At 45.8% G+C, this 18,626-nt stretch carries 13 protein-coding genes; 8 read left to right on the top strand and 5 right to left on the bottom strand.

Annotated features, from left to right (window positions below; all coding sequences use genetic code 11):
• The 3 genes from L2713_RS20215 to L2713_RS20205 all read right to left on the bottom strand — a co-directional run.
• On the bottom strand, positions 1-471 hold a 471-nt coding region (locus L2713_RS20215), incomplete at its 3' end, for a hypothetical protein (RefSeq protein WP_248969085.1).
• Positions 472-577: 106 nt separating this feature from the next.
• Positions 578-4,846, bottom strand: a complete 4,269-nt coding sequence (locus L2713_RS20210; RefSeq protein WP_248969084.1) for an EAL domain-containing protein — start codon at positions 4,844-4,846, stop codon at positions 578-580.
• A 284-nt stretch (positions 4,847-5,130) separates the two neighbouring features.
• On the bottom strand, positions 5,131-7,920 hold the full coding sequence (locus L2713_RS20205; protein WP_248969083.1) for an insulinase family protein: 2,790 nt from the start codon (positions 7,918-7,920) through the stop codon (positions 5,131-5,133).
• 169 nt (positions 7,921-8,089) lie between these two features.
• On the opposite strand from L2713_RS20205, the gene sixA reads away from it, so the two are divergent.
• Positions 8,090-8,560, top strand: a complete 471-nt coding sequence (gene sixA / locus L2713_RS20200) for a phosphohistidine phosphatase SixA (RefSeq protein ID WP_011622196.1) — start codon at positions 8,090-8,092, stop codon at positions 8,558-8,560.
• 65 nt (positions 8,561-8,625) lie between these two features.
• Here the strand turns inward: sixA and smrB are convergent, their stop codons facing one another.
• Positions 8,626-9,156, bottom strand: a complete 531-nt coding sequence (gene smrB / locus L2713_RS20195; protein ID WP_011622197.1) for an endonuclease SmrB — start codon at positions 9,154-9,156, stop codon at positions 8,626-8,628.
• Positions 9,157-9,236: 80 nt separating this feature from the next.
• Here smrB and prmB point away from each other — a divergent pair, with 80 nt between their 5' ends.
• From prmB to L2713_RS20165, 6 genes are all read left to right on the top strand, one after another.
• Positions 9,237-10,181, top strand: coding sequence for a 50S ribosomal protein L3 N(5)-glutamine methyltransferase (gene prmB, locus L2713_RS20190; RefSeq protein ID WP_011622198.1), 945 nt, complete (start codon positions 9,237-9,239; stop codon positions 10,179-10,181).
• Between the two features lie 128 nt (positions 10,182-10,309).
• Positions 10,310-11,404 (top strand): chorismate synthase, encoded by a 1,095-nt coding sequence (aroC, locus tag L2713_RS20185; protein WP_248969082.1) that lies wholly within the window; start codon positions 10,310-10,312, stop codon positions 11,402-11,404.
• A 69-nt stretch (positions 11,405-11,473) separates the two neighbouring features.
• The gene (locus L2713_RS20180; protein WP_248969081.1) at positions 11,474-12,643 is read left to right on the top strand and encodes an MFS transporter; all 1,170 of its coding nucleotides are present in this window, start codon (positions 11,474-11,476) and stop codon (positions 12,641-12,643) included.
• A gap of 65 nt (positions 12,644-12,708) precedes the next feature.
• Positions 12,709-13,851 carry an ATP-NAD kinase family protein gene (locus L2713_RS20175; protein ID WP_248969080.1) on the top strand — a complete coding sequence of 381 codons (1,143 nt, stop codon included), beginning with the start codon at positions 12,709-12,711 and terminating at the stop codon, positions 13,849-13,851.
• 55 nt (positions 13,852-13,906) lie between these two features.
• Positions 13,907-14,188 carry a YfcL family protein gene (locus L2713_RS20170; RefSeq protein ID WP_248969079.1) on the top strand — a complete coding sequence of 94 codons (282 nt, stop codon included), beginning with the start codon at positions 13,907-13,909 and terminating at the stop codon, positions 14,186-14,188.
• 3 nt (positions 14,189-14,191) lie between these two features.
• Entirely contained in the window at positions 14,192-14,800 is a 609-nt protein-coding gene (locus L2713_RS20165; RefSeq protein WP_248969078.1) for an RNA methyltransferase, read from the top strand.
• A gap of 179 nt (positions 14,801-14,979) precedes the next feature.
• Here the strand turns inward: L2713_RS20165 and mnmC1 are convergent, their stop codons facing one another.
• Positions 14,980-17,073 (bottom strand): FAD-dependent 5-carboxymethylaminomethyl-2-thiouridine(34) oxidoreductase MnmC1, encoded by a 2,094-nt coding sequence (gene mnmC1 / locus L2713_RS20160; protein WP_248969077.1) that lies wholly within the window; start codon positions 17,071-17,073, stop codon positions 14,980-14,982.
• A 138-nt stretch (positions 17,074-17,211) separates the two neighbouring features.
• Between mnmC1 and fabB the strand changes: the two genes are divergently transcribed.
• The gene (fabB, locus tag L2713_RS20155) at positions 17,212-18,423 is read left to right on the top strand and encodes a beta-ketoacyl-ACP synthase I (protein WP_167373641.1); all 1,212 of its coding nucleotides are present in this window, start codon (positions 17,212-17,214) and stop codon (positions 18,421-18,423) included.
• The last annotated feature ends 203 nt before the right edge of the window (positions 18,424-18,626 follow it).

Below are 18,626 nucleotides of genomic sequence, written 5' to 3'. Positions count from 1 at the left end.
TGGATGGCCAGCGACTTCTAATGGCTTGAATTTCACATATGGATGGCCAGCGACTTCTAATGGCTTGAATTTCACATATGGATGGCCAGCGACTTCTAATGGCTTGAATTTTACATATGGATGGCCAGCGACTTCTAATGGCTTGAATTTCACATATGGATGGCCAGCGACTTCCAGTGGCTTGAACTTCACATATGGATGGCCAGCGACTTCCAGTGGCTTGAACTTCACATATGGATGGCCAGCGACTTCAAGAGGTTTGAACTTCACATATGGATGGCCAGCGACTTCAAGAGGTTTGAATTTCACATATGGATGGCCAGCAACTTCTTGATTAACTTCTTTAGTTGCTTCAGATGATACAACAGTTTGAGAGAGGCTATTCTCTACAGTTGTTTCAATGGCTGATGTGGTTGTTACAAAGCCGATAGTAGACAGTAATGCTGCAGCAGTTAGAATTCCTTTCATCATTTTATCTCTCAGGGTAGTTGATAATGTTTTATTTTTTGACACTGAACACCTCAATGCAGATGTTGTGCCAATGTTTCAAACTACCGGTTGAGAGATAATGTAATGATCAGATAATGTTGTGGTGGGGCATGAATTTACTCCGATCATCTTGCAGCAACTGAGTAAATTCGGTTTCATTTATCGCTTTGCTAAAGATATAACCTTGTATTTCTTCGCAATTAAGGGCTCGTAGGATATTTAGCTGCGCGGCTTGCTCAACACCTTCACCGACAACCGACAGACCCATATTGTGAGCGATGGTAATGATCGAATCGACCATCTTCAAATCTCGGTCTGATTTATCTATATCATCGACAAAGGCTTTATCGATTTTTAGCGTATGAATTGGGAACCGTTTTAAGTAAGACAGTGAGGAATAACCCGTACCGAAGTCATCTAACGCTAGACTAACCCCCATCTTCGCTAATTGCTGCATAACGGTTATGGCCATCTCTGGCTGCTTGATAACGGTCCCCTCGGTGATTTCAAGTTCCAAGTGGGAGGCTGGTAATTGTGTCAAGCGCAAAATAGATTCTATTCTTTGCTGTAGATCAGGTAGGGCAAACTGACGCGATGATAAATTGACGGCGACTCTTCCTTTAAAGAGCCCTTGTTCACGCCATTTCTGCGCAGCAAAACAGGCTTTCCTAAGCACAATTTCACCGATTTCGATAATGAGACCATTTTCTTCTGCAAGGGGAATAAAATCATTTGGTGGGACCAGTCCCCGGGTGGGATGATTTAAACGGACTAAGGCCTCCATTCCCGCGACGTGACCACTTTTAAGATCGACTTTGGGTTGATAATACACCTCAAATAAATCTTCTTTTAATCCTTCACGAATTAGGTTTTCAATTTCTAATTGTTTAATCGCATGTTGGTTAAGGGATTCTGAGTAGAATTGGTAACAATTACCGCCGGCAGATTTAGCATGATACATGGCAATATCCGCTTTTCTCAGTAGTGCTTGCTCACTCTGTTCATCTTCAGGGTAGAAAACAATACCAATACTCACGCCCAAAACCAGCTGCTCATGGCCGATTTCAAACATGGTTTTAAAGGCTTCAATGACACGTCCTGCAATCGCAGCACAGGCGCTAATGTCAGATGTTTTATCGAGTACAATCGCAAACTCATCGCCACCGAGGCGATAGATGCTGGTGTTTTTAGGTACAACAGACTTAATTCTGACGGACACGAGTTTGAGTAACTGATCACCAATTTGATGGCCTAATGAGTCATTGATACGCTTAAAATTGTCGAGGTCGAGTACCATTAAGGCATGGGTAATTTCTTTATTAACTAAGTTCCCTAACGTGACTTGCAAGTTTGATCGATTAGGCAGACCCGTTAATAGGTCATTGTTGGTGAGTTTACGAAGCTCTTCTTCTTGCTGTTTACGTCTTGATATATCAGAAAATACTCCAACGTAATGCGATAACTCACCTAATTCATCGTAAATGGCGTCAATTGTGAGTTCCATATGGAAATGGCTCTTGTCACCACGGCTAGCTTCAACTTCGCTGGCCCAACGACCTTGTTGTTTTAACATGGTACGAATTTGATTAGTAAAGGACTCCGGATACAAATCGAAGGTAAGCAGATTACCAATAAAATCAGTTCGATTACGCTGAGAAATTCTACAGCACGCTTCGTTCACCTCAACAAATCGATATTCACTGTCGAGAATAAACATACCTTCGGAAATATTTTCAATGGCTTTTTCGAACAGTTTTAATTGTTCTTCCTTTTGTTTGAACTGGCTGATGTTTTTAATTGTACCCGTCATCCGTAGCGCATTGTCTTTATCGTCTCTTTCTACGATTTTCGCTCGGTCTAGGATCCAGATCCAACTATCATCTTTGCCTTTAACTCTATATGCTGCTTCAAAATGATCTGTTTCACCGTAGAAGTGTTTGTTAAGCGCTTCTCTTACACGTTCTTGATCCATGGGATGAATATTACTTTCTTCATCAGTGTTGCCAGAACGGTGACCATCCCTCGGAAATTCCAATGCCCCCCAAATATTCGAACGGAAAATATTGCCGGTCTCAATATCCCAGTCCCACATTTCATCGCCACTTCCCCATAAAGAAAGCTTTAGTCGTTCTTCGCTTAATGCAATTTGGCGTTGGATTTCTCGTTTACGTAGGATTGCTTTGAAGATAAAGAGGGAGAAAAGCATTAAAATAATGAAATAAAATACTTTGGCTTGAGTTGATGACCACCAAGGTGGAGTTATTATAATATTCACTTCTTTTTCAGGGGATTTATCTCCTGAAAGTTTATTAATAGCATAAACTTGAAAAATGTATTTCCCTGGTGATAAGTTCGTGTAAGTGGCAGAGTTAGTTCCATTAGAATAAATCCAAGTATCAGAAAGCCCTTGCATTCTATAGTAATAGCTTGTAGCAAATTCATCTGACATTGGAGATATGAAATCGAAAGAGAATGGATATTCAGAATATTTTAGTTTTATTTCATTAGTAACATCAATTGGTTGGCTTAAGTATTTGCCATTTTTTTCTTGTACAATATTGAAGACCGAAAAGTTAGTTATCTCAGTTTTGCTGACTTTTTGGTTTTTTATGTATTCATTAACTTCTTCTGGAGAAACAATACTTACCCCATCTATTCCTGCCAGTAGAACAAATTCGTTAACTCTTATAGCGCTAGGAGAGTTATATTCATATTGACTTCCATTTGATGTATTTAATGTATATGAAGCGTGGTTTTTCTTATTGTAAACAATAACTTCGCCTAACGACGATACCGTAATGAAGTCTGTGTTACTAACAATTGAATATATTTCTTTATTGTTAGATAATATTTTTTCTGTTGCACCCGTTAATGTGTTATAACGCATTAAGGCCGTCGAAGTTCCAAATAATATATTGTTATTATCTTTTTCAATGCTGTAAGTTAATTGTTCACTGATAAGAGTTTCGTTTCCATTCTCATATTTTCTTAAACCACCTTGACTTGCCACGTAAAACAGGTTTTCAGATATTATTTCAATATCGAAAATCGGCTCCCCTCTTTTTGTGTCAAAGGTATTTATTATACTAGAATCTTTAATTATTAATACTTTCCCATCTGGAGTCCCAGCAGATAAGATTGAGCCATCATCATTACTAGATAATGATGAAATAGTTTCTTGACTCAGCATAGTCGCTGATTCGTTTTCTAAAGCGAATAAGCCAGAGCTAGTTCCGTAAAAAAGTTTTCCTTCGTTCATTACCGCATATTTGTATCCCTTTGTATGAGTGTTGAAATCAACTGTTTTTTGAAAGTTATTGTTGAAAAGAGAGATATATTCTGAATCTGATGATACAAGGAAGCCGCTTTTGTTTTTAGTTATATGCCAAGTGCTGTTGTTAGCGAGTGTAGTGTGTTTCACTAAGTTACTTTGACTTTTTATAATTGAAAATCCTTGGTCAACACTACCGATCGAAAAGTAATTTTTATTCACATAAAAGTAAGTTGCTTTGTCTTGAGAGTATTCAGATATTGACCCTATTATTTTTCTTGTAAGAATGTTAACGATACTGTTTTCGGAAATTCCATATATAAGCTCATTGTTTTTGGCTAATTGTGAAAATGCACGGTCATCTATTTTTTTTACAAGGTTACCATCGTATTCAAAAAGACCATTCTTTGAAGATAGTATGAGCGTGTTGGTATCTTTTTGTTCAATATCTATAATATTTTCTTTAATGAGAACTAAGTTCCCGTTCTTTAATTCATACAGTTTTCCTGAGTAGTCCTTAAATAAGTAAGTATCACCTATTTTTATGGACTTCTTTATTTCTCCTACTCCTTTTGGTGCTAATGTATTAAAGTTATTTTTTTCAGTTATTTCTATTATTGAGTTGTCAGTGCCAATAATGATGCTATTTATTGATAAATTTATGCTCCAAATAGGTTTGTTTTCAAGTGGAGGGCCGTATTTTATGAAGGAGTCTTTACTTTTATCATATATTGCTAAGCCATTATCAGTACCAACGTAAAGATCACCATTCTTATCTAATTGTAAACTTCTAATAAATGAACTTGGCAACCCCGAGTTTGTTCCATTTGCATAAAAATGTTTGAAATTTCTTCCATCAAACCGGTTAAGTCCGTTAAGCGTACCTATCCAGAGATAGCCATCGTTATCTTGTACTATTGAAGTTACAGTACCTTGTGAAAGACCTTGTTCGACACCAAATGACTGTGACTGTAAAACCACTATGGGAGAGGGTTCACTCGAAAATGCTGAAGCAGAGAAAGATGAAATCAACGTGCTTAAAAATAAGCAACTAAGTAGGATTATTTGTAATAGTGCTTTTGGCATAGTGTTGTTCTTAGTATTGTCCGAGGATGCCATGAAACAATTGTGTTACATCACTTTTCCAGAAATACTTGCTTTTGTCAAAAGTGAGAATGTAAAAAATCCTTTTGATTGCAGATAGATGGCGTTGGATTTTGCATCCTTTTTCATCTACCAAGAGGATTGGCCGCGTTTTGCATCAAATTTTTATACAAAGACAAGAGATACGACTAGGTAAAACCCGTAACACAGTGCTTTTGTTTGTTTAGTTCAAATTTTCAATTCATGATCTGATTTAAGATTACAGCCTAAAAATTGAACTTTTCAGTGTTTTGTTTAAAGAGTTTAAGATCGGTAATCATATTCTCTGATTTGAGCGCTGACTGCGCCGCATGGGCAGAACCAGTGCTAAAAAGCACCAGTCTATCGCTATGCTTAGTGCGCATTTTTCGCATCATAAACTTAATAAGATCGGGGCGAGTGAGTTTGTTGATTTCTGCGACCACTAATTCACGCTGATTAAACTGATAATCACGATTGCCTACGCTCACCCAATAACGCTGGCCACGGGTTTTTAGGTTAGCATCGTGCTCCATCACTTGATTGATGAGTCCCTGTTTGGTGCTTTCCCATTCTTCATTGGTAATTTGCATGACGGCATAATTAAAGTCCGCGATAAATTCATCGATAGCCTCTAATAAATGCAGCGGTCCCGTTGTCGGGGATTGAATATAGAAAATGAGTCCCGGATGGCGATTGAGTGGCAGATAGCCTGTGCCGACCATGTAGCCCAATTGTTTTTCGGTACGTAACTCATGGAAGAAGGTCGAAGACATAGTGTGGTTGAGCAAGCTAAACAGCGCCATTTTTTCAGGTGTTGCTATAGCTGATTGATAATAAACAATAATCGCACTGTCTTGATGGTCTATCGCCAATTCCCGAAGGAGAGTGCCTTGCCCGGTTAAGTTGATTAATTCGCGGGTCGACTCTGCGCTTGGGCTAGAGACTAGGGACAAGATATGTTCCAGTCGTTTTCCTAAGGCTTGCGCCTCTGATACAAGCCAATCGCCGTAAATCAGCCCTTCGAGGTAAATCTTCTCGTAAAAGGCGCGTACATGGTTATGCAGATCATTTAAGGTGATATTTTCCAGCATCTGCGCCATTCGAGCTGGCTCGTAACTGCGTTTTTGCAGTGTTGCCGTCAGGCTCGTAAATAGCTGTGAAATCGGTTTGGCTTGCGCTAGGTTTTGCCAGCTACGCAGCAGCTGAGATTTAATTAACGCAAACCGTTCTTCGGTAAAATTACGTTCTCTCGCCTTTTGGATCAGCAGGGCTAACAGCGTTTCTTGATTACCCGTAAAGCCAGATAGATGCAGTGTGATCCCCCCCTGATGAGGGTAAATGTTATAACTAAGTCCAGCGACTTCCGCTTGGTAAGTGGGCTCAGTCAAGTAATCGAGCAGCATCTCAACGTATAAGCGGGTGAGGGCAGCATGTTTTGGGGTTTTACTCGCCTGCTCCGAATCGAGGGATAGATACATATGGCCTTTCGGGACATTAAACTCATCGTCTTTTTTATGCCAAATCCGGTATCCCGTTGATTCTGCAACAATCACAGGCACGGCGACTTCACTTTTATCGGGGCGAGCGATGGAGTCGGCCACGATAAAGGGATTGGCTGCGGGCAATTGCAACTCAGGGCGAATTTGTGTCACTTGCCAACGGGCAAGGGATTCGGGTTTTATCGGTAAGACTTGATACGGTGTATGGTACCAATTGGCTTTACGGTCGGTCTTAACGGACTGTGCTATGAGTTGTAAGCGCATATTTTGCGGCGTCATTAAGTTCAATAGCTCAAGGGTTTCGTTAATATCTAAGCCATCCATGCGATAGTCACCAAAGACTAAGTCTTCCACTTCGTAGTGGTGCATGTTGATGCTTAAGTGGCTGGCTAAATCGAGGGATTTCACCTGCTCCTGATAGCGAAATGCCATCTTGAGCAGATTGGCTCGTTCTAAATAGCGCCAATCCTCAAGGCCTTGGTTTTTTATCAGCTCGATATACTCAAAGCAGCTGCACACAATATCGTCAATATTGGCCACGCCTTTGTCGGTCAGTTGCAGACCTATGCTGTAGTCCTTGAAGTTATAGCCATTGACTCCGCCGCCCGCGGAGAGATTATTCACTAACCCCTGTTCTTTAAGATACGACAGCAGGCTACCCTTACTCTCATTGCCGAGGATATGGCTAATGTAAGTCAGCGGCTTACGTTTGTAGTAGTGGTCGATGCCAGGGAAGTTAAAACTGATACTTAAACGCTTTTGTTCCTTTAAGGGGACAATATTGATTTGCTTAAGCAGTTCATTTTCTGAAAACAGCGGCACATCAGGATACTGTTTGACTAAGTTTAAGTTGCGGACCGCACTGAAATATTGGGCCGCAAGCGCCTGAAGCTCATCTAACGGCATCGGGGCGACTAAACAGAGCGTCATTAAATTGGCACTGTAATGGCTTTGATAAAACGCCAATAGCTCGCTTCTGACCTGCGCCTGCTCTCCGCCAAGGGTGACTAAATTGCCGACAGAAAATTTCGAAAACGGATGCTGTTGATTGACGGTTTCTTTAAGCACTTGATAGGTGCGGCGGATATCGTCCTTCAGCTTTAAACTAAATTCAGATTCAATCGCTTGGCGCTCCCTATCGACCAGGTCGAGGTCAAACTTGGGGGCGATAAAGAATTGGCTAAATCTGTCTAGGGAGTCGGCAAATACGTCGGCGTTGATGGTAAAAAAGAAATTGGTGTGCTCTGTGCCGGTCCACGCATTATTACTGCCACCGTGCTGATTGATAAAGGCATGATACTCACCGGAGTCAGGGAATTTTTCAGTGCCTAAAAAGAGCATGTGCTCTAAAAAATGTGCCATACCGGGTCTATCCACAGGATCATCAAAATGTCCTACGGCCACCGCCATGGAAGCGGCGGCTTGGCTGGCGTCCAAATCTTCGACCAATAATACCCGCAGGGCATTATCTAACACGAGATAACGGTACTGACGATGATCGTTTGGACTTTTGTAAATAGACTGAGAGGCTTGCAAAGAGACACTCCGGTAACGATGGCTTGTTATATATTGATAGTCTTAATGGTTTTTGGCAAATATCTCTTGTGTTTATCGACTAAAGATTAACCCTTACAAGGTTTGTTGAAATCCATTTTAGGGCTACAATTGGGATAAAACAAAAACAAGTGTGGGTAGCGAGAGAAGTATGCAGCTATTTTTGATGCGACATGGTGACGCTGGATTTAATGCTCAGTCGGATAGGGACAGAACGCTTACCGATTTAGGAAGACACCATACTGTCTTAATGAGTAACTGGTTAGCCCGAAGTGTCAGCGATTTTGATCTTGTTTTGGTCAGCCCTTATTTACGTGCGCAGCAAACCTGGCAGGAATTGAGTCAACATTTCCCCGAGCCTCGCAAATGGCTGGTCGTGGATGATTTAGTGCCGTCAGGCGATCCCGCTAATGTGGCCGCTTTAATTGTTGCCTATGCCGAATTGTATAAGGCCGATAAAGTGCTGGTGATTTCCCATATGCCGCTCTTAGGCTATTTGGTTAGCGAGCTAGTCGCGGGTGTTGAGCCGCCCTTGTTTGCCACCTCAGGAATTACTCTGATAGATAAACATGCCGAGCAGGCCAGCATTGTTTGGCAACATGCGCCCCACAGCATTAGTTAATTCATTCGATAAAACAAAGGGCTCACATTAGTGGGCCCTTTGTTTTTAGAGGATAAATACGTCCGTTAACGTCGATGTGGTTGATCGCCAATATCGATAAGTACCAGCAGCGCCGCATCGCCACCCCATTCTTTAGGGGCCTGATGAAACGCTTTTACCATCGGATGTTGCACCAACCACATAGGCACCTGCTGTTTTAGTATGCCAGTGCCGTAACCGTGCATCACACAACAACATTGGCTTTGCTGTTTTACGCAAGCTTGAATGAGCGCCGCGAGTTCGAGTTTAGCCTCGGATTGGCGGTAACCGTGTAAGTCCAGCAATAAATCCGGTTGGTAATCGCCGCGTCTTAAGCGTTTAAGCTCGAGACTATCGACCCCCTCATCGAGCCAACGCATTGGCCCCTGAACGGGCAGCAGAGGTTGATAAGTATCTGAGAAATAACTGTTAGCATGCAGTTGCTGCTCTTTCAGTTCAATTTCCTGTTTGGTTTTTAGGGGCGTGCGAAAATGCCGCTTATCTTGGGCGATAGGTTTTATCCCCTCGATCAGCGCCGAAAACATCGCCATGCCTTCTTTATCATCGTCTTTATTCATGGTGGGTATTCTATTGAATCCTATGGTTTCTGAATAGAGTTCAGTTACAATGTTTGCGAACAAACAAGCGGGAGAGCGTTTTGGATAAGATCTTTGTAGATGAAGCTGTGACAGAGTTACGCACCATTGGTGACATGTTGCGTTGGGCGGTGAGCCGCTTTAATGATGCCAATGTGTACTATGGCCACGGGACAGATAACGCGTGGGATGAGGCCATCGCCTTAGTGTTTCATGCGCTGCACTTGCCCGAAGAAATCGGCCAACAGGTGATTTTAAGTAACTTAACCAGCAGCGAAAAACACAAAATCGTCGAGCTGATCATTCGCCGCGTACGTGAACGTTTGCCAGTGCCTTATTTAACCAATAAAGCGCGCTTTGCAGGGCTTGAGTTCTATGTGGATGAGCGCGTATTGGTACCACGTTCACCTATCGCAGAGATGATTGCCAATCGCTTTGCTCCCTGGTTATACGGCAAACCCGTTAATCGTATTTTAGATTTATGTACTGGCAGTGGTTGTATCGCGATTGCCTGTGCCTACGAATTTGATGAGGCCGAGGTTGATGCGCTGGATATCAGTGAAGATGCCCTCGATGTGGCGCAAATCAACGTTGAAACCTTAGGGGTGATGGACAGAGTTTTCCCGATGCAATCGGATCTGTTTTCAGCCATTCCTGAAGGTCCACAATATGATTTGATTGTCTCTAATCCGCCCTATGTGGATGAAGAAGATATCGGCGATATGCCAGATGAATACCACCATGAGCCTGCGATTGGTTTAGCTTCGGGTCGTGACGGCCTCGATTTAACCAAACGTATTTTAGCGAATGCAGCCCAGTACCTGACACCAACAGGGATTTTAGTGGTTGAGGTGGGTAACTCTATGGTGCATCTGATGGAGCAATTCCCTGAAGTGCCTTTTACTTGGGTTAGTTTTGAACACGGCGGTGACGGTGTGTTTGTGCTGACTCGCGATCAACTGGTCGAACATCAATCGCTTTTTGCTATTTATCGCGACGCGCAATAATCACAATAAGCACATAAATTAGGTTGAGTCTTTTCCCGCTGCCAGTTAGGCTTGCAGCGGGAAAAAGAATTGTCCAGCCATTGCTGGGCGCGGAGCGATAAGCAAATCATTTAAGGTGTAAAAAGCGGATGTCTGGAAACAGTATTGGTCAAAATTTTGTGGTGACTACCTTTGGTGAAAGTCACGGTGTGGCGCTCGGTTGTATTATTGATGGTTGCCCACCAGGGCTCGAACTCACCGAAGCCGATCTGCAGCATGATTTAGACCGCCGTCGTCCTGGCACATCCCGTTATACCACCGCGCGCCGTGAGCCTGATGAAGTACGGATCTTATCCGGTGTGTTTGAAGGCAAAACCACAGGCACCTCCATTGGACTTCTGATCGAAAACACCGATCAGCGCAGCCAAGATTACTCCAATATCAAAGATTTATTCCGTCCAGGACACGCCGATTACACCTATCAGCAAAAGTATGGCCTGCGTGATTACCGTGGCGGTGGCCGCTCATCGGCCCGCGAAACCGCTATGCGGGTCGCTGCGGGTGCTGTGGCGAAAAAGTATTTAAAACAAGTGCATGGCATTAATATCCAAGGCTATATGTCTCAACTTGGGCCGATTAGTGCCGAGACCCTCGATTTTAGTCAAATCGAGCAGAATGCCTTTTTCTTCCCCGATGCGAGTAAGCTCGAGGCGCTAGATGAGTATATGCGTGAGCTGAAAAAATCCGGTGATTCGATAGGGGCCAAAATCTCTGTGGTAGCGACTGGCGTTCCCGTTGGACTGGGCGAACCCGTGTTCGATAGGCTAGATGCCGACATCGCCCATGCCTTAATGGGTATAAACGCGGTAAAAGGCGTTGAAATTGGCGATGGCTTTGGCGTTGTGACTCAAAAGGGCTCGGAAGGGCGCGATTTAATGTCGCCACTGGGTTTTGAATCAAATCATGCCGGTGGCATACTTGGCGGCATTTCATCGGGCCAACCCATTGTCGCCCATATTGCATTAAAACCGACCTCGAGTATCAGTGTGCCGGGCCAAAGCATGACGGCCCAAGGGGAAATGGCGGAAGTGGTGACTAAAGGTCGTCACGATCCCTGTGTCGGGATCCGCGCGGTACCGATCGCCGAAGCTATGCTGGCGATTGTGTTGATGGATCATCTGTTAAGACACAGAGCTCAAAATCAGGATGTTCGCAGTCATACACCGATTCTCGGCATGAGATAGGTGCGATGAATGAGACAGTCTGCATGGAATAAAGATGCATAGCGGCTGTGTAATAAATGGAATGCGTTAATGCCAACAATCTCTAGCACAAGCCAGCAGTTACGCTGGCTATGTGCCTGTTATTTTTTCTTCTTTTCAATTCTCGGCACTATGATCCCTTATCTTGGGGTCTTCTTCGAAAACCGTGGATTTAACCCTCAAGAAATCGGTTTTTTGCTGGCGATTTTAATGGCGACCCGTATCGTGGCACCCAATGTGTGGGCTAAGGTGGCCGATCGCACTGGCATGCGCTCCGAATTGGTGAAGATGGGCGCTGGCGCCGCGATGCTGGCGTATTTGAGTTTCTTCTACCACGGTGGCTTTGTGTATATGGCGCTGAGCCTTGCGCTGTATACCTTCTTTTGGAACGCGATTTTGGCACAGCTTGAGGTGATCACCCTCGAAACCTTAGGTGAAAATGCCAGCCGCTATGGGCAAATCCGCAGCTTTGGCAGCATTGGCTATATCTGCTTGGTGGTCGGTGCCGGTTTTGCCATCGGCCAATGGGGTACTGAGGTGTTGCCTTATATTGGTTTAGCCTTGTTTACTGGGATGCTGGTCAGCGCTTTGCCGTTGCCTGCGAATCGTGCCGTCCGCCCTCAAGGGCAGGAGCGGCAGCCGCTCAACTGGACTAAGCCCATTCTGTGGTTCATGGTGTCGGCGATGTTATTACAGATGAGCGCTGGGCCTTTTTACGGTTTCTTTGTGCTCTATCTTAAGCAGGCGGGATACACCGAAGCGGCCGCGGGGATTTTTGTCGCCCTCGGGGCAATGGCCGAAATCGTGATGTTTATGTTTGCGCCTCGCTTGCTTGGACGTTATGGCGTCAATACCTTGCTTGTCGTCAGTATCGCTATGACCGCCGTGCGCTGGTTGCTGGTCGCCTTTGGCGTTGAGAGCATGTTATTGCTGGGCTTAAGCCAAGTGCTACATGCGTTCACCTTCGGTTTGACCCATGCGGCCTCGATTCAGTTTGTGCACCGTCATTTTGATGCCAGTCATCGCAGTCAAGGACAAGCCTTGTATGCCAGCTTAAGCTTTGGGGTTGGCGGCGCACTCGGAACGTGGATTTGCGGTTATATCTGGGGTGATGGTAGCGGTGCTGTATGGTCTTGGGTATTTGCGGCGACCTGTGCCTTTGCTGCCATGTTAGCGGTATTTTTGATCCCTAAGGATAGGGCGCGAGCGGTTGCTTCATAAGCTTATATTTTATTGTGAAAAATAACTCATTGTAAAAACTAAAATAATTAACAAGAGAGGTTAAGGTGATCCGGTTTCGTTTAGGCTTAGTCATCAATCCACTGGCGGGTTTAGGTGGTAGTGTGGGTCTTAAAGGCAGCGATGGCGTGGCCGAGCAGGCACTCGCCTTAGGTGCCGAGCCCAAGGCGATAAAGCGTATGATGCAAGCCTTAGAAGTGATTGCCCCTTTTGCCAATGATATCGAAATCATTACCGCCTCAGGTGTGATGGGGGAGGATGCCGCCAACGCCTTAGGTTTTAATACCCGTGTGGTGTATCAAACTCCGGATAAAACTCAAGCCGTTGACACCCAAGCCGTTGTGCGTACCTTGCTTGATGAACCGTTAGATTTATTACTGTTTGCGGGGGGCGATGGCACCGCGCGCGATGTGTATAGCGTGTTTGAACAAGCCGTTATCGACGATAAATTACCCGTGCTTGGTGTTCCTGCTGGGGTAAAAATCCATTCGGGCGTTTACGGTATCACACCCCATGCTGCGGGCATGGTGGTGAAAATGCTGCTCGAGGGTGAGTTAGTCAGCCTGATGAGCGCCGATGTGATGGATATTGATGAAGTGGCCTTTCGCCAAGGCACGGTGCGCGCCAAACGGTTTGGTGAGCTATTAGTGCCTGCAGAACCGCGTTATGTGCAAGCGGTGAAGATGGGCGGAAAAGAAGTTGATGAGCTCGTGCTCGCCGACATTGCCGCCGATGTTATCCAGCAGATGGAAGACGAGCTGTACATTATGGGCTCGGGCAGCACGGTCGCCTTTGTAATGGAAGAGCTTGGCCTCGATAACACCCTGTTGGGGGTTGATCTTATCCAAGATAAAGCCTTAGTGGCGAGTGATTTAACCGCCAAGCAGTTACTCGACTTTACCCAAGACAAGCCGGCAAAACTTATTATTACCTTGATTGGCGGGCAGGGGCATATTCTCGGTCGTGGCAACCAGCAGTTGTCGCCAGAGCTGATCCGCCGCCTCGGTAAGGACAATATTATTATCCTCGCCACAAAAACTAAGCTAAAAGCACTTGAAGGACGCCCCTTAATTGTGGATAGTGGCGACCCTCAATTAGATCGTGAGCTTTGTGGCTATTACAAAGTGACGACGGGTTACCATGATTATGTAATGTATCAGGTGGCCAACCCCGACTATTCAGATTTATAGCACCGAGGGGCCAGCGGCCATTTGGGCGAAATACGTTATTGGAGAGTTTGACCCGATGTTAGAGCAGTATGAAGAAGCACTAGAACAGTGGATTGAGTCTGTAGTGAGTCATGGTGATGACGACGCCTTATTTGCCTGTGGCTATCTGCAAGGCCATGTGGCGGTGGTGTTATCGCAACTCGAAGACCAAGGCGAGAGCACGCTAGCAGCCTTGCTCGAAAAAATGACCGACTGTTTAGCCCTCGCGCGCCAAGAATTAAATGATGCCGATTTTGCATTAGTGGAAGCGGCGTGGACACAATTACATGGCAAGATTGTTAGTCATTTAGCGGCGTAATTGATGAGTTCATCCACGACGACTTCGGTAGAGTCCATGGCAAAACCTGAGGCGCAGCAAGCGGTTTATATCGGTCTAGTCAATCCGAAAACTCCGACGAACGTAGGCGGCATTATGCGCGCTTCGGGTTGTTATGGTGTCGATGCGGTGTTCTACACGGGCAAACGCTATGAGTATGCTGCCCGTGGGCCGCAGCAATATAACGCCGATACGCAGAGCGCCGCCGAGCGCATTCCGTTAACTGGGGTGGCCTCCTTACTCGATGCGCTCCCCTCTGACACTAAGCTGGTGTGCGTGGATTTAGTCCTAGGGGCGACACCCTTACCTGAGTTTGTGCATCCCGAGAAAGCCTTTTATGTGTTTGGCCCAGAGGATGGCACCATTGGCCAAGAGATTATCGATAGAGCCGATGAAGTAGTGTATGTGCCAACTGTTGGGTGCATGAATCTGGCGGCTTCGGTGAACGTACTGCTTTACGATAGATTGGCGAAAGCCCATCGCGAGCAGCTATCAGCTCAAACCGAGTTTGACGGTGATGCCTTGATCCGTCAAAGCCGCGACAACAATAATCGCACCCGAGTAAAAACCACTAAGCAGGGTTCTTCGCTCTAGGGTTAACGATCAATGCCCATTCGAAATACAAAAAAGGATTAAGCACTGCTTAATCCTTTTTGTTTTGGGTGCCAATCATTGGGGGATTAAGATAAAAGCCTGATTAACATATCAATGATAAGCCTTTGTTTTGATTAACCAGTATTCACTCAAGCCGCTCTTTATTAAAGCGTTCTTTACTAAAGTGCTTTACCCTTTAGTAATTTGCGTAGCCACATCCGATTGGGGTTGAGTTTATTTAAGGTTGGCCAATCCAGTGGCAGCGGCTCACCGGTTAATTGTGCCGCTAAACATTCGGCTGCCAAGGGGCCAGAGCTTAATCCCCGCGACCCTAAGCCACCCAGGATATAAAGGCCATCGAGGATCGGAGCTGGGGTCGTTTGCCAATAATGCTTGCTTTGTTCGGCCTGCAGCTGATTGAGTTGATGCTGTTCATAGCGCGCCAATATTTCAGCCACATCGGGCGCACAGCCCATCATGGGGAAATGATCCCGCGTCACCATCCGCACGCCGACACGGGCGCTATTGCCGCTGATGTCGATATCGTCAACCCAGGCTTGGTTGGGGTAGCTTTCTTGCATTTTTCCGAGGTTTTCCCGTTGCTCCTGCGGGCAAAAATCGAAGTGCTCCGCCGCTTTGACATAACTGGCGCCGAGGCAATGCAAGCCTTGATGACTTGGCGTGAGGTAACCGTTGGCGCATAACACTGTCGCCAATTGGCTCAGCTTAAATTGGGCGGGGACGTGGCTCACTTGGCCGCGAAACGGACTTATCTGTAACCGCTCACTGGCCGAAAATTGGGTGAGCTGCGCGCCATTGGCGAGCACGAGTTGGCGGAATGGTCCAAAACGTTGGCCTTGATTGTGGAGATACCAAGCCTTTGCATCACACTCAATTTCGGTGATCTCGGTATTGAAATGGCACTGCACATTGGCAAGCTGCGAGGCCTTATCTACCGCGGCTTTGGCGTATTCAAATGGGCATACCCAGCCCCCGAGGGGATAAAAAAATCCAGCCTTATCAATCCCTATTTGAGCAATCTCGTTGGCTTCATTCGCATCCACGGCGTAGGCGATTTCCGCTGGCCAGTCCTGACTCTGGATGATTTTATTCAACCGTTGTTGGCTGCGCTCATCATGACCCGTTTGCAGTACCCCACAAAAGTCATGGGAAATCGCGGTAACAGCAGGAGCGGCGTCTGTCTCCATCATCGACGCATGGCTCAGCGCCTCGATACGGCGGCGGCTGAACAAAAATGCCTGTTGGAAAAAACGACTCAGCTCATCATTTTCGGGCGTGAGTAAGGGGTAAATCGCCCCTTGGCGATTGCCGGATGCGCCTTGACCTAACTCATTATCCTTACAAAACAATGTGCTACTTTGGCCTCGTTCGGCAAGGGATAGCATTAGGTTCGCTGATGCCAGTCCGCCACCGACGATGGCAACAGGGTGCTCTTTTGTGGCGAGCGCTGCAGGTTTTGGGGTAAATGCCTGCGCGGTATCGGCTTGCTGGCGCAGCAGTTTGCGCTCATGGAGTAAAATCTCATCGGTGATAATATGGCTTGGCAGCGCATCACTTGCATCACCATTCAAGGCATCTTGGCTGACGTTAAGTGTGCTAAAGCCACTGCTGTGGGCAAGCTGTTGCACGGTTTCAGCCAAATTGACCCCAATCAGCAGGGCATCATCGGTACTCAAACGAGCCATTTGCCAGACTTGCTTGCCATTAAACTGCGCCGCCAAATGCGGTAAAACCAGCCATTGCTGAATGGGATGAGCAGCGCTGTGGGGCAGTTGACTGAGTGCAGTGTGTAGGTCGCCAAAATGCAAATCGACCGTGATGCGGCCGTCATCAAAAATTAATCTCTGGCACCCTATAATGCGCGCAGGTTTTGCCTTAAGTAAGGCATTGGCAATGGGTTGTAAATGAGGCGTGGAAATTAAGCTTTGCGATTGATCCCAAAGTAATTTAAGTTCGTAATCGTTAATGGGATTGGGCTCAAACACTTTGACTAACAGCCGTGTGTTGCTTTGAGTCTGCGTTTGCCAGTGTTGTAGTAGAGAGAGCAGCTCGAGTCCATCGCCCAATCCCCATTGCCCCATGACGCACAGTTCCTGACCGAGTTCAACTGATGACGTCGTTAAGCGGGAGAGTCGAAGGCGAGTTAAATTGTCCAGAGACTGTGCAGTAGTCAACGCGCATGGGGGATAAAGGTTGATCAATTGCGGGTAATCACGCTTAAATTGGCAAGATTTTTGGGGCTTAGCAGTCAAAGAAATATACTCTCAGTCTCATATTGGGCATTATTTTACCCGCCTTTATGGAAAGCTGACCACTTAATTGAAGCAAAACAGATACTATTGGCTCAGCAAAAAGTAGGTACTGACATGTACACAATGGATAGCAATAAAATGAAAAGAGTCGTGATCACCGGAATGGGTGTTGTTTCAAGTATCGGTAATAACAAGCAAGAAGTGACTGAGTCACTTAAAGCGGGCCGTAGTGGTATTACACATTCCGCTCAGTTTGAAGAAATGCAACTACGCAGTCATGTATGGGGCAATATCAAATTAGATCCTTCTGAGCTGATTGACCGTAAAGCGCTGCGTTTTATGGGCGATGCTGCGGCATATGCTTACATTGCAATGCAAGAAGCCATTAAGGATGCTCAGTTAACTGAAGAGCAGTATTCAAATCCTCGTGTAGGTTTGATTGTGGGCACAGGCGGCGCTTCGTCTTCTAACCAAGTTCAAGCGGCGGATATTCTGCGCGAAAAAGGCGTAAAACGCGTCGGTCCTTATATCGTGCCGCGCATTATGTCGAGCACAGCCAGCGCGTGTTTGGCTACCCCCTTCAAAATCAAAGGCATGAACTACTCAATCAGTTCTGCTTGTGCGACCAGTGCTCACTGTATCGGTCACGCCGTTGAACTTATCCAAATGGGTAAGCAAGATATGGTGTTTGCGGGCGGTTCAGAAGAAGTGGATTGGACCCTGACTATGGGCTTCGATGCGATGGGCGCACTGTCGACTAAATACAACGAGACTCCAGAAAAAGCTTCTCGTACCTATGATGCGGACCGTGATGGTTTCGTGATCTCTGGCGGTGGCGGTATCTTAATCGTTGAAGAGTTAGAGCACGCTCTGGCTCGTGGCGCGAAGATTTACGCTGAAGTGATTGGTTATGGCGCATCATCAGACGGTTACGACATGGTTGCTCCGTCTGGCGAAGGTGCGGTGCGTTGTATGCAAATGGCTCTGGCCGATGTGGACACGCCAATTGATTACATCAACACCCACGGTACTTCTACCCCAGTTGGTGACGTGCGTGAGTTAGAAGCTCTGCGTGAAGTCTTTAAAGACAAGTGCCCACCAGTTGCATCGACTAAGTCTATGACTGGCCATGCCTTAGGCGCGGCGGGTGTACACGAAGCCATCTACAGCTTGATCATGATGGAAAACAGCTTTATTGCTCCAAGCATCAACATCGATAACTTAGATGAAGCCGCGAAAGACATGCCAATCGTGCGTGAATACCGCGATGCAGAGCTAAACACTGTGATGAGCAACAGCTTTGGTTTTGGTGGCACTAACGCAACATTAGTGATGCGTAAATATAAGTAAGCCATTATTTTCGTTAAAAAAGGAAGCTTAGGCTTCCTTTTTTATTGTCATCCCAAAACCACCGCCTCTGGCGGTGGTGATTGTCCCTTAAAGCTATAGCCTGAATAACGCCCATGTTAAAAGAGACCTTCTTATTCACCACAAGTAAGAGGAAACGAGAAACATGGGCGATTACAGAAGTTCATCACATGTTTACTGGCGTT

The organism is Shewanella seohaensis, from assembly GCF_023283775.1.
GTDB classification, from domain to species: Bacteria; Pseudomonadota; Gammaproteobacteria; order Enterobacterales; family Shewanellaceae; genus Shewanella; species Shewanella seohaensis.
Note: the sequence above shows the minus strand (reverse complement) of the source record. Positions and strands in the feature narration are given on the sequence as shown.

Coding starts and splice junctions, on each gene's coding strand:
- L2713_RS20210 (WP_248969084.1), bottom strand. CDS start 4,846: ATGCCAAAAGCACTATTACAAATAATCCTACTTAGTTGCTTATTTTTA.
- sixA (WP_011622196.1), top strand. CDS start 8,090: ATGCAGCTATTTTTGATGCGACATGGTGACGCTGGATTTAATGCTCAG.
- smrB (WP_011622197.1), bottom strand. CDS start 9,156: ATGAATAAAGACGATGATAAAGAAGGCATGGCGATGTTTTCGGCGCTG.
- aroC (WP_248969082.1), top strand. CDS start 10,310: ATGTCTGGAAACAGTATTGGTCAAAATTTTGTGGTGACTACCTTTGGT.
- L2713_RS20180 (WP_248969081.1), top strand. CDS start 11,474: ATGCCAACAATCTCTAGCACAAGCCAGCAGTTACGCTGGCTATGTGCC.
- L2713_RS20170 (WP_248969079.1), top strand. CDS start 13,907: ATGTTAGAGCAGTATGAAGAAGCACTAGAACAGTGGATTGAGTCTGTA.
- L2713_RS20165 (WP_248969078.1), top strand. CDS start 14,192: ATGAGTTCATCCACGACGACTTCGGTAGAGTCCATGGCAAAACCTGAG.
- fabB (WP_167373641.1), top strand. CDS start 17,212: ATGAAAAGAGTCGTGATCACCGGAATGGGTGTTGTTTCAAGTATCGGT.